The 13,471-nt window shown below is 70.9% G+C and carries 11 protein-coding genes and 1 pseudogene; 3 read left to right on the forward strand and 9 right to left on the reverse strand.

Features of this window, described 5'->3' with window-relative positions; translation table 11 throughout:
- Nucleotide 1: 1 nt before the first annotated feature.
- Nucleotides 2-2,452 (reverse strand): TonB-dependent siderophore myxochelin receptor MxcH, encoded by a 2,451-nt coding sequence (mxcH, locus tag K8638_RS15860; RefSeq protein WP_223755369.1) that lies wholly within the window; start codon nt 2,450-2,452, stop codon nt 2-4.
- Nucleotides 2,453-2,556: 104 nt separating this feature from the next.
- Between mxcH and K8638_RS15865 the strand changes: the two genes are divergently transcribed.
- Entirely contained in the window at nt 2,557-2,697 is a 141-nt protein-coding gene (locus K8638_RS15865; protein WP_223755370.1) for a hypothetical protein, read from the forward strand.
- Nucleotides 2,698-2,774: 77 nt separating this feature from the next.
- Here the strand turns inward: K8638_RS15865 and K8638_RS15870 are convergent, their stop codons facing one another.
- From K8638_RS15870 to K8638_RS15880, 3 genes are all read right to left on the reverse strand, one after another.
- Nucleotides 2,775-4,364, reverse strand: coding sequence for a glucose-6-phosphate isomerase (locus K8638_RS15870; RefSeq protein ID WP_223755371.1), 1,590 nt, complete (start codon nt 4,362-4,364; stop codon nt 2,775-2,777).
- 132 nt (nt 4,365-4,496) lie between these two features.
- Nucleotides 4,497-5,390 (reverse strand): sterol desaturase family protein, encoded by an 894-nt coding sequence (locus tag K8638_RS15875; RefSeq protein ID WP_223755372.1) that lies wholly within the window; start codon nt 5,388-5,390, stop codon nt 4,497-4,499.
- Between the two features lie 10 nt (nt 5,391-5,400).
- Nucleotides 5,401-6,066: a TetR/AcrR family transcriptional regulator gene (locus tag K8638_RS15880; protein ID WP_223755373.1), complete on the reverse strand. Its 666-nt coding sequence runs from the start codon at nt 6,064-6,066 to the stop codon at nt 5,401-5,403.
- A 155-nt stretch (nt 6,067-6,221) separates the two neighbouring features.
- Here K8638_RS15880 and K8638_RS15885 point away from each other — a divergent pair, with 155 nt between their 5' ends.
- Nucleotides 6,222-7,352, forward strand: a complete 1,131-nt coding sequence (locus tag K8638_RS15885; RefSeq protein WP_223755374.1) for an alpha/beta fold hydrolase — start codon at nt 6,222-6,224, stop codon at nt 7,350-7,352.
- 353 nt (nt 7,353-7,705) lie between these two features.
- A pseudogene (locus tag K8638_RS15890) lies at nt 7,706-8,155 on the forward strand (M23 family metallopeptidase); the annotation flags it as partial.
- Between the two features lie 183 nt (nt 8,156-8,338).
- Here the strand turns inward: K8638_RS15890 and K8638_RS15895 are convergent.
- The 5 genes from K8638_RS15895 to K8638_RS15915 form a co-directional block, all read right to left on the reverse strand.
- Nucleotides 8,339-10,036 (reverse strand): GTPase, encoded by a 1,698-nt coding sequence (locus K8638_RS15895; RefSeq protein WP_223755375.1) that lies wholly within the window; start codon nt 10,034-10,036, stop codon nt 8,339-8,341.
- Between the two features lie 86 nt (nt 10,037-10,122).
- Entirely contained in the window at nt 10,123-10,884 is a 762-nt protein-coding gene (locus K8638_RS15900; protein ID WP_223755376.1) for an Imm49 family immunity protein, read from the reverse strand.
- 28 nt (nt 10,885-10,912) lie between these two features.
- Nucleotides 10,913-11,512, reverse strand: a complete 600-nt coding sequence (locus K8638_RS15905) for an imm11 family protein (protein WP_223755377.1) — start codon at nt 11,510-11,512, stop codon at nt 10,913-10,915.
- Nucleotides 11,513-11,556: 44 nt separating this feature from the next.
- Nucleotides 11,557-12,366, reverse strand: a complete 810-nt coding sequence (locus tag K8638_RS15910) for an AHH domain-containing protein (protein WP_223755378.1) — start codon at nt 12,364-12,366, stop codon at nt 11,557-11,559.
- Nucleotides 12,367-12,385: 19 nt separating this feature from the next.
- Nucleotides 12,386-13,471 carry a hypothetical protein gene (locus K8638_RS15915; RefSeq protein ID WP_223755379.1) on the reverse strand — a complete coding sequence of 362 codons (1,086 nt, stop codon included), beginning with the start codon at nt 13,469-13,471 and terminating at the stop codon, nt 12,386-12,388.

Consider the following 13,471-nt stretch of genomic DNA (forward strand, 5'->3'; position numbering starts at 1 on the left):
GTCAGAGCTCCATGTTGAGCTTGAAGAAGAAGGCGCGGCCCGGGCGCTGGGCGCCGAAGAAGTCGTAGGTCTTCGCGTTGGTGAGGTTCTGCGCCTCGAGTGTGCCGCTGAGCGCGGGGCGCACCGGCAGCGCGTAGGTGAGGGCGAGCGAGTGGGTGAGCTGCGCGGGCACCTTCTGCTTGTCCTCGCGCAGCCCCTGGCTCTCCCAGCCGCGGAAGAAGCCGTGCACGTAGCGCGAGGTGGCGCTCAGCGAGGCCTCGTCCCCGTCGCGAAGGAGCGACGTGCGCCGCAGCCGGGCGGTGAGGTTCGCGAAGAGCCAGGGCCGGTTGGGGATGCGGTCCCCCTCATAGCTGCCGTAGGCGCCCTCGCCGGAGGCGTTGCGGAAGTCCTGCCAGGTGGTGTTGGCGTCCACCAACAGCCACCCACCCGGCACCGTCCACCCCGCCGCGGCCTCCACGCCGAGCGAGCGCGCCGCGTAGACGTTGGCGAAGGTGTACACGCTGTCATTGCCCAGCAGCACGATGAGCTGGTCCGCGAGCCGGGCGAAGCCGCCCACGCTGCCGCGGAAGCTCCCCAGCGCGGTGTCCAGGTCGCGCAGCTCCAGCTCCACGTTCGCGTTGTGGCTCGTCTCGGGCTGGAGCCCCAGGTTGGCGAGGACGAGCACCCCGTCCCCGAAGAACTCGTCCGGCCCGGGAATCCGGGTGGCGTACTCATACGACGCCTTGGCCAGCAGCCCGTGCGGCAGCAGCAGCCGCGCGCTGGTGCCCACCCCCACGTGCTCGCTCGACTGGTCCCTCCGCCGGGACACGTCCCCGGAGAGCACCTCCTCGGACCGGGCGCGCAGCAGGTAGCTCTTCACGAAGGTGACGTTCTCCAGCCGTCCGTCCCACAGCCGCAGCTCGTGCTCGAGGCCGCTCACCAGGGTGAACAGGTCGCGCTGGGCTTGCAGCGGGTCCCTCAGTCCCGTGTCCCGGAGCAGGCGGTCCTCACCCTGGCGCGTCACGAAGGTGGGCGCGAGCGACAGCCGCAGGCTCTGGGTGCCGGTGAAAGACCACGCCGCATGCAGGCGCGCGAGCGTGCTGTGCTGCTGGATGAGGCGGTCGGTGGGCGTGGTGCCCAGCTCGCCGGGCTGGAGCCGCTCGAGCACCTGATTGCCGTACCAGTCATAGACGAACGCCGCCGTGTCGCGGAACCCGGTGTCCCGGCGGCTGTACCCCGCCGTCCCGTCCAGCCGCAGCTTCCCGGACAGGAGCTCCGGGGACGTCCAGCCCAGCAGCGCTCCATACGTCGCCTCCGTGGAGAGGGCCTCGCCGTAGGGCACCGTCATCACCACGTTGTGCTGGAGCTCCTTCCGCGCGCGGGTGCCGGACACGCGCAGCGAGAGGCGCTCCGCGAAGGGCCGGTCCGCGACACCCACCTCCAGGCCCGCGCCGAGCGCGCGGTAGCCGTCATGGAAGCGCGGGACGCGCGCGGGGCCGAGCCGCCCCTGGGCGTCGGGCACCTCCACGTCCACCCGGTAGTCGTTGCGGGCGAGGTCCCCGAAGGCATGGCCCTTGATGAAGACGCCTCCCTCGCTGAACCGGTGGCGGCCCGCGAGCGCGCCGCGCCAGGTGCCGAACGAGCCGGCCTGGAGCGAGGCGGAGGCGCCGCTCGGCTCATCGCCGTCGGAGGAGACGAGGTTGACGGCGCCCCCGAGCGCATCCGCTCCGAAGCGCACCGGCACCACGCCCCGGTACACCTCCACGCGCTCGAGCAGGTTCACCGGCACGTTGGCCAGCTCCAGCCCGAAGCCGGCCAGCTCCAGCGGCACGCCGTCCAGGAAGAAGCGCACCTGCTCACCGGTGAAGCCATTGAGGGACAAGCGGCTCGCGGAGCCGAGCCCTCCGGTCCGCTGGACGCTCACGCCCGCGTTGCGGCTGAGCACCTCGCCGAGGTCCGCGGTCTGCTGACGCGCCTGCTCCAGCTCCACCACGTGCACCGCCTCGGCGGAGGCCTTGCGCTCCTCGGCCTGCGTCAGCTTCCGGCCCTCCACCTCGATGGTGGTCTCCAGCGCTTCGCCCGGCACGAGCTCCGCGTGCAGCGGCGTGCGCTGCCCGGGCGACACCTGGACGCGGTAGCCAGCGGGCTCGCAGCCGGGGACGTAGGTGTGCACCTCGTACGTGCCGGGCGCGAGCCCCTCGACGAGGAAGCGCCCCGTGGAGTCCAGCTTCACCGGCCGCATCTGCCCACCCGCGTCGAGCAGCAGCTCGGCCTGGGCCAGCACGGCACCGGGACACGGAGTCACCCGTCCCTCGATGCCACCGGCCGCGCTGGCCGGCGCCGGCGCGGGTTGGAAAGCGGCGGGCTGGGCGGCGGCGGCCCCGGCCAGGAGCAGCAGCAGCAGGCCCCAGGCGGGTGTCAGCCGGCCGGGTGTCTGTTGCTTTCTGACTTCGATTTGCAAAATCACCGGCACGAGTCGGCATGTACTCGACCGGGAAAGCAGCGTCAAACCTGGCGCACGGGGGCGCCGCCCGGTGGACAACGCCACCGGGGCAGATGTGCGCACATCGCCGCAGGGTGGCCCACGCCGGACCGGGGCTGGTGGTCCACAAGGACCTGCAGAAGAGCCCGCGCGTGCGCGCCGCCTCGGACTGGCTGGCGGAGCTGTGCCGGAAGGAACGCGCGGGGCTCGCGGGCACCGAGGATGGGACGGGCTGACCGTGGCGGGCACCCCGCCCGCGTGGGTCGCCGCGCGCCTCGTGCAGGGCGTGCGGCGGCAACCCGGCCGACGACCCTCACTTCACGCGGTAGCGCGCCTCCGCCGGGCCAGGCCCTCCGGAGCGCAGCACGCCGCGGTCCGGGTTGGCGGCCAGGTGCTCCAGCACCTTGAACACCGTCTCCACCTCGTCCGGCAGGCCGATGTCCGCGGCGAGCTGCTCGGCGGAGCGGGCCTCCGCGCCGGCCTCGCCCAGGCGCTTCGTCACCTTGCGCTGCAGGTCCAGCACCGCGCCCGCCGCCTTCTTGCCGGCCTCCACGCCCGGCTGGTGGTACGCGTTGATGTTCACCAGGCTGGCGTAGAAGCCCACCGCGCGCTCATACAGGGCAATCAGCGCGCCCACCGTGCGCGCGCTCACGTCCGGCACGGTGAGGGTGATGGACTCGCGGCCCTTCTCGTACAGCGCGCGGCGCGTGCCGAGCAGGAAGCCCAGCAGGTAGTCGCCGCTGGTGACGCCGGGCTCCACCTCGAAGGAAGCGGCCGGGCGGTCCTTCAGCACCTCGATGAAGGTGACGAAGAAGTTGAGCACGCCCTCGCGGAGCTGCTGCACGTATGCGTGCTGGTCCGTGGAGCCCTTGTTCCCGTAGACGGCGATGCCCTGGTTCACCACCTTGCCGCCCAGGTCCAGCTCCTTGCCCAGCGACTCCATGACGAGCTGCTGCAGGTAGCGCGACATCAAGAGCAGCCGGTCCTTGTACGGCAGGATGACCATGTCCTTCGTGCCGCGCCCGCCGCCCGCGTGGTGCCACATCAGCGCCAGCAGCGCGGCCGGGTTCTTCAGCGCGTCCCGTTGCCGCGTCGCCGCGTCCATCTCCCGCGCGCCCCGCAGCATGCCGTCGATGTCCAGGCCCTGGAGCCGCGCGGGCAGCAGGCCCACCGCCGACATCACCGACGTGCGCCCGCCGACCCAGTCCCACATGGGGAAGGTGCGCAGCCAGCCCTGCTTGCGCGCGTGGGTGTCCAGCTCGCTGCCGGCCCCGGTGATGGCCACCGCGTGCTTGCTGAAGTCGAGCCCCTTCGCCTGGTACGCGCGCTCGGCCTCCAGCATGCCGTTGCGCGTCTCCTTGGTGCCACCCGACTTGCTGATGACCAGCGTCAGCGTCTCCGCCAACCTGTCACCGAGCTGCGCCACCACCCGGTCCATGCCGTCCGGGTCGGTGTTGTCGAAGAAGGACACCTGCATCGCGTCGGCGTGGGTGCCCAGCGCGTCCGCCACGAGCTGCGGCCCCAGCGCCGAGCCGCCGATGCCCACCAGCAGCAGGTGCGTGAAGCGCTGCGCCTTCTGCGGCTTCACCCGGCCGGCATGCACGTCCGCCGCGAAGGCGTGGACGGCCGCCACCGTGTCGGTGATGTCCTTCTGGAGTCCGGGCTCCGGCGCCAGCTCGGGGGCGCGCAGCCAGTAGTGGCCCACCTTGCGCTTCTCGTCCGGGTTGGCGATGGCGCCCTTCTCCAGCGCCTCCATGTCCGTGAAGGCCCTCTCCATGAGCGGGCGCATCCGCTCCAGGAAGTCCGCCGGGAAGTGCATGCGCGAGACGTCGAGCGTGAACCCCACGGAAGGGACGACGCACAGGTAACGCTGGTACCGCTCCCACAACTCACGCTCGGTCATGGCTCCTCCTGGCCCTCGGGTGCACGTGTGAAAAGTGCCGTGTGGCTTAGCGCCTCCGCCGACGGGTGGGAAGCCGCACGCGAGGGCCTGGAGGCGACGGGCCCCAGCGAGGCCCGATGCTCAACACCCGGGCTATGCCGAGGGCCGGGCCGGCTCCGGCTCTGGAGCCGCGGGCGGCGGCAGCGGCTCCGGCTTCCAGGCCGGGTTGCGGAAGACGTAGCCCAGCCGCTGCCGCAGCGGGCCCGGCTTCATCGCGTCACGGGCGATGGCCGCGAACTCGTGGAAGGCGATGCGCACCGGGTTGTACGTCTGGATGTTCTTCGTCAGGCCGTACACGGGCTTCTCGCCCTCGGGCTCGAAGGTGCCGAAGAGCCGGTCCCAGATGATGAGGATGCCCGCGTAGTTCTTGTCGAGGTAGCGCGGGTTGGAGGCATGGTGCACGCGGTGGTGCGAGGGCGTGTTCAGCACCCACTCCAGCGGGCGCGGCAGCCGGCCGATGGCCTCGGTGTGAATCCAGTACTGGTAGAGCAGGCTGATGGACTGCTGCACGACAATCATCACCGGGTGGAAGCCCAGGAGCGCCAGCGGTGCCCAGAATGCCCAGCCCGTCGGCGTGGTCCACGTCTGCCGCAGCGCCGTGGAGAGGTTGTAGTGCTGGCTGGAGTGGTGCACCACGTGGGACGCCCAGAAGAAGCGGCTCTCGTGGTGGACGCGGTGGAACCCGTAGTAGCAGAGGTCCTCCGTGAAGAAGAGCAGCACCCAGGCCCACGGGGCCGAGCCCATCCGCAGCGGCGTCAATTCGTAGAGCGCGAGGTAGCCGGCGAAGGCCACGCCCTTCCACACGAGGTTGACGGCCACGTTGCCCAGTCCCATGGAGAGGCTGGCGAGCGTGTCCTTCCAGGTGTGGCCCTTCAGGGGACGGCCCTCGTCCCGCAACTTCTTCACCCAGAGCGCCTCGGCGATGACCGTGATGACGAAGACGGGAATGGCGGGGGTGATGAGGTCGGGGATGCGGGCTGCGTCCATGACGAGCCTCCTATGGACGGGAGCGGCGGCGAGGCCGCTCCAGGGTGGGTGAGAACGCGGAGCGCATGAAGCGTGTCAGGGTGTCCAGCATCCGGCGGTGGGCCGGGTCATTGGGGCGGGCGCTGCCGCCGACGACGGCGCCCTGCACCGCGTCCAGCGCCAGCTCCACCACGTCGTCGAAGTCCGGGTACGCGGCGGCCGCCTCCGGGAACAGCTCTCGCGCCACCCGGTGCAGGTTCGCCCGGTGGGGGCCGTCCACCGCTTCCAGCGCCGCCCGCAGCTCCGGGTTGGTGCGCGCCGCGACGTACAGCTCGATGGCCGCCTGCAGCTCCGGGCGCTGGTAGGCGGCCCACAGCATGTCCACCGCCGTGGCGACGCGGTCCTTGTTCGACGGCCTCGCTCCGACTCCCGCCAGGTAGTCCTGGATGATGCGAGGGAAGAGGTGCTCCACCGCCGCGGCCAGCAGTTCCTCCTTGGTATCGAAGTGCGTGAAGAGCGCGCCCTGGGACAGGCCGGCCCGCTTCGCCACGTCCACCGTGGTCAGCCGTGCATGGCCCAACTCCACCAGTGCCTCGATGGTGGCGTCCAGCAGCTTGCGTCGCGTCGTCTCGCGCCGCTCCTGCTGCGTGCGGCGGGGCGGGCGTGTCCCTTCGGAAGGGGCGGTCTTCGGGGTCATCTCGTGGAAATCATAACGCCGAAGTTAACAAGTGACCAGTCACTAAGTTTGGGGCGGGCAGGAGGCCTGGGGCAGGGCAGGCCGGGTGGCGGCCGCCCAAGGGCGTTTCCGGACCGTTCGGCCGTGGGGCTCCACGCCGTGCCGCCCGAGCCGCCATGCTCGGCGCCATGGCCCACTCCTCCTCCGTGTCCGTGACGCAGCACGCGCCCGGCGCCACCGTGCCCGCGGCGGCGGCCTCGCGGCGCGGGGGCTGGTCCGCGTTCGCCCTGGGGCTCGTCGTCGCCCCCGTGGCCCTGCTCCTGCTGGTCGCCGCGGCCCGCATCGGCGCCTCGCCGTCGGGGTGGGGGTACGCCGTGGGCCTTTCGCTCGTGGGCGCCGGGCTCCTCTCCCGGCCCTGGCGGCGGAGACGAGGACTGACGCGGGCCGGACTCGGGCTCGTGCTGTGTGTCGCCGCCGCCCGGCTGGTGCTCGCGGATGGCACCCTCCTGGAGACGCCGCGCCTGCCGGACGGTGGGCACCGGTGGGTGAACCGAATCGTCGCGGAGCGGGACGGAACGCTGCTCGCGGCGCACGCGCTGGTGCTCTCCGGTGGCGTGCCGCGCTCGGACGCGCGTGACTTCATCCCGGCGCTGGAAGCGGCCTTCGACCGGATGGACGCCGCCGAGGGTGCGCTCGCCACACCCGCGGTCGCCACGTACCTGGGCCTTCAGTCTCCGAAGTCCTTCGACACGCTGGTCATCCCTCCGCCAGGAAGCGCCACGCCGGAGACGGCCATCGTCTTCCTCCACGGCCATGCGGGCAACTTCGCCGTGTATTGCTGGCAGATGGCGCGGGCGGCCCAGGCCATCTCCGCGCTCACCGTCTGCCCCTCGGTGGGTCCCGCCGGAGACTGGTGGTCATCCCGGGGAGAGCGCACGCTGGAGGCCACGCTGGACTGGCTCGCCAGCCGGGGTGTCCGCCGCGTCTATCTCGGCGGTCTCTCCAACGGAGGCGCGGGTGCCAGCGTCCTCGTGAGCCGGGTGTCCCATCCCCGCCTCGAGCTGCGGGGACTGGTGCTCGTCTCCGGGGCCATATCCCAGGCCCCCGCACCGTCCGTCCCCACGCTGCTGGTGCAGGGGCGCCATGACTCCATGATGCCCACTCGCTCCATGCGCGCCTTCGCGGAGCGCCTGGGCCGGAGCGCGACCTATGTGGAGCTGGACAGCGGGCACTTCGCCTTCCTCGACCGCCATGCCGAGTGCGAGCGCGCCATCGCCACGTGGCTTCGCGAGCGTGAGCGGGAGTGAGCGGGGAGGGGAGCCGCGCCACGGCGCCACCGCTTCCCTCGCCGTCGGCTGAGCGGCCAGCGCGCCGTCTCCCTCCATGGGAGCATCACGGCCAGGCTGGCCGCACGTGTGAGTGCCGGTGCTCCCCGTGCGGAAGTGGGGGCCGAGGCAGGCGCGTTACGGCAGGCCGTCGAGCAGTCGGGCAACCGGGGGCTCCATCCCCACCGGCGCGTTCTCTCCTCTGACTTCATGCGCTCATCCCTTCAGGGAGGAGAGCGGCGCACAGCACCCCCGGTCGCGGGGCGCTCGGGCCTGGAACAAAATGGCCTGGGAAATACCGCAGCCACTTGCCCCCGTTTCCACGCCGCCCCGATATGAACCTTTCCGCTCTCTTCCTTGGTTCTCTCCTGGCTTCGGCCCCCGCGGTTCCCTCCTCGACTGCCTCCCATCCGGGCAACGTGCCGGAGGTGGGTGTTCCCTTCGCCTGTGGCCGCATCCACACGGTGAGCCAGGGACACGACACGGGCAGCCATCAGCACAACGACACCTACGCGTGGGACTTCCGCATGCCGGACGGCACTCCCATCGTCGCCGCTCGCGACGGTGTGGTGCGTCTGGCGCGCGGTGACAGCACCAAGGGCGGCTGCGACGAGAAGTTCGCGCCGTACGCGAACTACGTCGTCATCTCCCACGGAGACGGGCTGGAGACGCAGTACCTGCACTTCAGCGCGGTGGTGGTGAAGCCGGGCGATACCGTGAAGGAGGGCCAGCTCATCGGCTTCTCCGGTTCCACGGGCTGGGCCTGCGGCGCGCACCTGCATTTCAAGGTGGCGCGGGAGGTGGGCAAGGGCTGGAACAACCCCTCCGTGCCGGCGCGCATCGCCGGCTACGGCGACCCGGTGCGAGACACCCGCGTGTCCGCGCCCATCTGCAAGGACTCGGGCTCGCAGACCCTCATGGCCAACAACGAGGGCACACACGCGCCGGGCCAGCCGGTGGTGTCCATGTCACCTGAGCGCCAGGAGGCGCCGCGCGGCCTCCCGCCCGGGGCGGAGTCCATCATCAACGGCCTCCACCAGCCTCCCGCCCAGGGCGGCCAGGGCCTCGACGAAACGCGCGCGCCCCGCGGCGCCCGCACGGCGAGCGGCCCCAGCGAGACTCGCTGACGCCAGCAGCGCGCCCGCCCCGGCGAGCAGCACGAAGAGGGCCCCCGCGTTGACGAAGTACTCCAGCGGCAACAGGGGGCCTTCCACGTAGGCACGCACCACGCGATAGCCCACGTGTCCCAGCAGCCCCAGCAGGGGCAGGTTGATGAGCGGCAGCACCAGCCAGCGCGCCACGCGCCACCAGCCCGACACCGCCTCCGCCACGCCGGTGGTGGCGGTGTAGCGCCAGGCCGCCGCGCGCGCCGCCCGCACCGCGTCCAGCAGCGCGTCCACGTCCGGCACTCCCAGCAGCGCCGGGTCCAGGCCTCCGGCCCGCACCACGCTGCGCGCCTCCGCCAGCGCCGTGCGCGCGGCGGACTCCACGCCGAAGTCGTCCTCGAAGGGCTCCACCACCGCGGCCTCCGCGGCCCGCGCGCGCGTGCGGCCGCGCACCACGTCCACCACCGTGGAGGTCGCCGCGACGGCCAGGCCCGCCGGCAGGCTGGCCCGCCCCACCAGGGCCGCCGCGCCCAGCCCGCTCGCGCCCCACAGCGACAGCCGCAGGCCCCACGCCGCGGGTCCCCAGAAGCGCCCTCCGGCCTGACGCCGCACCTCGGCCGCGAGGTGGCCGTGCGCCAGGTGCAGCCGCCCGTCGAAGTCCGTGCGCAGTCCCTCCGCCGCCTTCTCCAGCCCGGAGCCCAGCGCGTCGCGGGTGCGCGACAGCAGTGCCTCCGTCTCCTTCAGCGCTGCGTCCACGCGCGAGGACACCTCCTCCAGCGCTCCCAGCGCGTTGGTGCGCCGCACGCGCGCGGCCACCGCCTGGGTGGCCAGCCCGCGCAGGTGGAAGAGGAGGGCGCCGAACTCGCCGGACACGTCCCGGCCGTCCTTCGCCGCCAGCGCGCTGATGGCGAAGACGGGCACGTCCTCCTGGGCCAGCCCGTACTGCTCGGAGGCCACGCGGCGCACCTGTGTCTTCAGCGTCTCGCGCGACTCCGGGGACAGCTCGTCCGCGAAGTTGAGGATGAAGACGAGCGCGCGGCGGCGGGCGAACTCCGTGAGGAACTCCACCTGCGAGGCCTCCGCCACGCTGCCCCGGTGCATCACCACCAGCGCCACGTCCGCGCGCTCCAGCGCGGCGCGCGCCACGTCCCGGTGGGTGGTGGCCACGCTGTTGAGGTCCGGCGTGTCGATGAACACCTGGCCGCTCCACAGGCCCTGCGGGCCGGGCGCGTACCTCATGACTCGCGCGCCCGTCTGGGCCAGCGCGTCCGCGGCGGCGCCGTCCGGGGCGAACACGGTGGCGGCGGTGCTGGTGGGACGGTCCACGCCCTCACGCGACAGGGGCTGGCCGGCCAGGGCGTTGAGGAGGGTGGACTTGCCCGCGCCGGTGGCGCCCACCAGCGCCACGGCCAGCGGCGCGTCCTTGCGCGCCACGCCGCGCGCGTAGTCGTCCACGAGCCGCTCCAGGCGCGCCGCGTGCGGTTGCAGCGCCGGCAGCTCGAGGGCGGTCTTCAAGAGGGAGCGAAGGGCTTCAGGGTCGGGAAGGCTCGTCTCGTCCACGCGGGGACAGAGCCTCTCCCGGCTGTGTCCGGGTGGCCACCGAGAAGATGCACGGAGGGTGCGCCAGCGTGCACTTTCCCGGGCCTTCAGCGGGGCCGGGCGAGGCCGGGCAGGAAGAGGTAGTCGGATTGCACCGAGAGCCCCCGGTGCTCGGCGAGACGCAGGAGCGACAGGCCCTCCACGAAGATGAAGGGCTCCGTGTCCGCCTCCTCGTCCCTGGGGGTGAAGGAACTTGCCTGCGCGCGGAAGTGGCGGTCTCGCTCCTCCAGGAGCGCCTGGAGGGCGGCGTCGAAGGACTCCTGCTCGCGTGCCAGGAGGGCCCGGCACATGGCGAGCCGGGGGAAGTCCTGGCCGTCCATGATTCGCTCCAGGGACTCCAGCAGGGGCTCCACGCGGCCGGGCGCCGTGTCGTCTCCGGTGGCCATGAGGCCCAGCAGGCGCGCGTAGAGGAAGTCCTCCTCGAACTCGTGGCCCTTCACGAGCGTGTCCGTGGACAGGTGGACGATGTCGCGGGCCAGTTCGTCCGCTCCGGAAGCCAGTGCGTCGCAGAGCGGCCCGTAGTGGCCCGTGGCGGTGAAGCGGTTGAAGGGGCGCCGTGCACCCGTCGCCCACTGGAGCAGCCGGCGGCGGGCCTCACCGGAGCGCGCAAGACGCTCGCGGAAGGTGGCCCCGTCCGCGTACGCGAGCAGCCGGGCAATGGCGGCGGCGCGGGTGTAGCGCGAGAGGTGGAAGAAGATACGCTCGATTTCCTCGGGAGGCCGGCTGCCCTGTGACAGCTCCTCCTCCAGCAACGCGGCCTTGGCGCTCGCGGATGTCTCGAGCGCGCGCATGTTCGGGGCGTTCATCATTCACCTCCATCGAGCAGGGGCGGCATCTTCAATCGGTCCGGAACTCGGCCCCGTAGTCTTCGATGTTCTGGAAGATCATCCCGTCGCACCCAGCGCGCAGGATGTCCTTGCCGAGGTCTTCGCGGACGATGAAGAGGTTGCTCTTCTCCTTGAGCCGGAAGAGCCTGGCGTCGGGAGGAATCTTCGATTCGTCCAATACCAGATTGTGGAAGTGGAAGACCTGATCGGGGCGGATCTCCGAGCACCAGAACCTGGACTTCTCCCGAGCCACGCACTCCAGCGTGCCGACAGGGTTGACGATGAAATAGGGCTCTTGGACGAAACGGCCTCGCTGGTTGCGGATGCGTACAGGCAGGAATTCAATGGCCGCACCGGATTTCTCTTCCAGCACACCCTTGAGCTTTTCGGAAACGATGAGGAGATGCAGTGTGTTGGGAATGGAGTCTGTCAGCTTGATGCCGCGCGAGTCATCGAGCTGGAATACGGTGTCCGTCGGGAACCATGACTTCACCGATACACCTTCGTGCAGTAGATAGGATTCCATGCAGTGCATCAGGAAGTCCGAATCCTTCGTGATCCATGCGAATGAATCGTCCTCATCGTCGTTGACCCAGGGGTAGAATTTCACGCGCATTCCTCCTTGACGTTGAATTGCAGTTGAGGTGCGGCAGTTCAGAGGCTGAGTTTTCCTTTGGGGGGCTTGATTTTGATGAGTGCGTTGATGCTCGCTCCGGCATCCAGCGGTCGGCTCTCGCCGAACCTCACGACATACCCCCAATACACGTCCTGAAGCTTGAATAGCGTGCGAGGAATGGACTCCGGAGGCTTCCAGCCTTCGCATATCTTGCCGAGTTGGCCGCGCACCAGTCGCTTCACGTCCGCGCAGTCCGTCTTCACCTGAGCGGTGTAGTCCTGGTGGAAGTCGTAGTGGCAGGGCAGTCGGTGCACGTTGCAGTAGCGCAGGGCTTGATTCTGCCACGCCTCCTTGTGCTGCCGTCGTGCGTCCTCGCCCAGCCCCTTCCACACCTCGAAGCCGGACCTGTTGCCACGCTTGAGCAGGTACACCGCCACCACATGCGAGAAACCCGGCAGGAAGATGATGTTCTTGCCGTTGTTCACGTCGTAGAGCACGCGCTTGAGGATTTCCAACTCTTCGTCGGTGAACACCTCGCCTGGGATGAACACCTCGCACGGCAGCAGGTGGTGGCCGATGTTGGAGTAGGGCCTCAGCCCGTTGATGAAGTAGTCGAAGTGGTAGAGGGCTGCGTGCGCAGGGGAGTGCTTGGGCACGCCCTTGTCGCGTGGGGCCACGTCGTAGAACTTCAAGTATTCGAGAATCTTCGCGTCGTTGTCGTAGACGCGCTGGCGCCGCCCGGCGTTGGCCTTCAGCTCGGCCCGGCCGTTGTCCAGGTACGTGTTCGGGTTGCGCCCCAGCACCGCGATGACGGGCATGCTGTTGAGGATGTGGGAGTCGTCTGCCATGACATGAGCCTCCGGCACTTCACGCGTTGCCCAGGCGGATGGCGGCCGCCCGGCCCGATTCGGAAAGGGAGAGGACGAGCGCCTGTCCCTCGGGGTTGTGGCCCCAGACGAAGGCCCCCACCGCCACGCCCAGGGCCAGGGGAGCGCTCGCCGCGCCCGTCTCGCCCAGACACTCCGCGGGCAACGTGGCGCGGCAGCGCTCGAAGTCCACGTGCTCGCGCGTGAGGAACATCTGCGCGTGGCCCCACGCCTGGGCTCGCCATGCCTCGCCGTTGAGATCCAGGAGCACGTCCCCCACGAAGGGCCGCTGCTCCGGGAGCACACGACGGACGACCTCGGCCAGGGCGCGACCGAGCTCCTCGGGTGTTGATGGCGCCCCTTGCTCCCGCGACTCCGACAAGGCCACGGCGAGCACCCGGCCGCCTCGCGCCGCGCACCGGCCGCGCGCCACGGTGCCGGCTTCCACCAGCACGGCCGCGCCCGCTTCGCCTGGCATCGTGCCCATGGGGCCGAGCGCGCCCTTCAGCCGTCCCTGACCGCACAGCCACGAGAGGCTTTCCGCGTCCAGGTACGAGTCAGCGGCCAGCACCACCACCCGGTCTACCCGGCGCGCGGCCATATCTTCTCCAGCGCGCTGAACGGCTTCGGCCAGGGCGCAGTGCCCCAGCCCCAGCACCCGCATATGTCCCGGCGCCCACGGAATGCGCAGGGCCTCCACCACCGGCCGGGCGTACAGCCGTTCCCAGGCATCGGGCGCTTCGTCCAGCAACTCCGAGAAGCGCTCCGTGTCGGCGGCGGGGCCCAGCAGCGTCAGGCCCGTGCGGCGCCAGAAGTCCTCGTCCGTGGCGGGCGGCAGCTCCGCGCCGTGCACCAGGTCCGCGAAGGCGCCCAGCGCCAGCCGCACCCAGGCGCCCGGCCCGGTGAAGCCCTCCGCGAAGCCCGTCACGGGGTAGCCCACCACGGCCGCTTCTCCACCCTCGCCGTCCACCACGCGAAAGGTGGGGTGCGTGTGCGGACGGTCCATGTCCGCGCGCAGGGCGGCGAGGGTGCCCACCGCGCCATAACCCACCGCCGTCATCATTCCCAATCCCGTCACCGCGAGCAT

Source organism: Myxococcus sp. RHSTA-1-4, assembly GCF_020037125.1.
GTDB lineage: Bacteria > Myxococcota > Myxococcia > Myxococcales > Myxococcaceae > Myxococcus.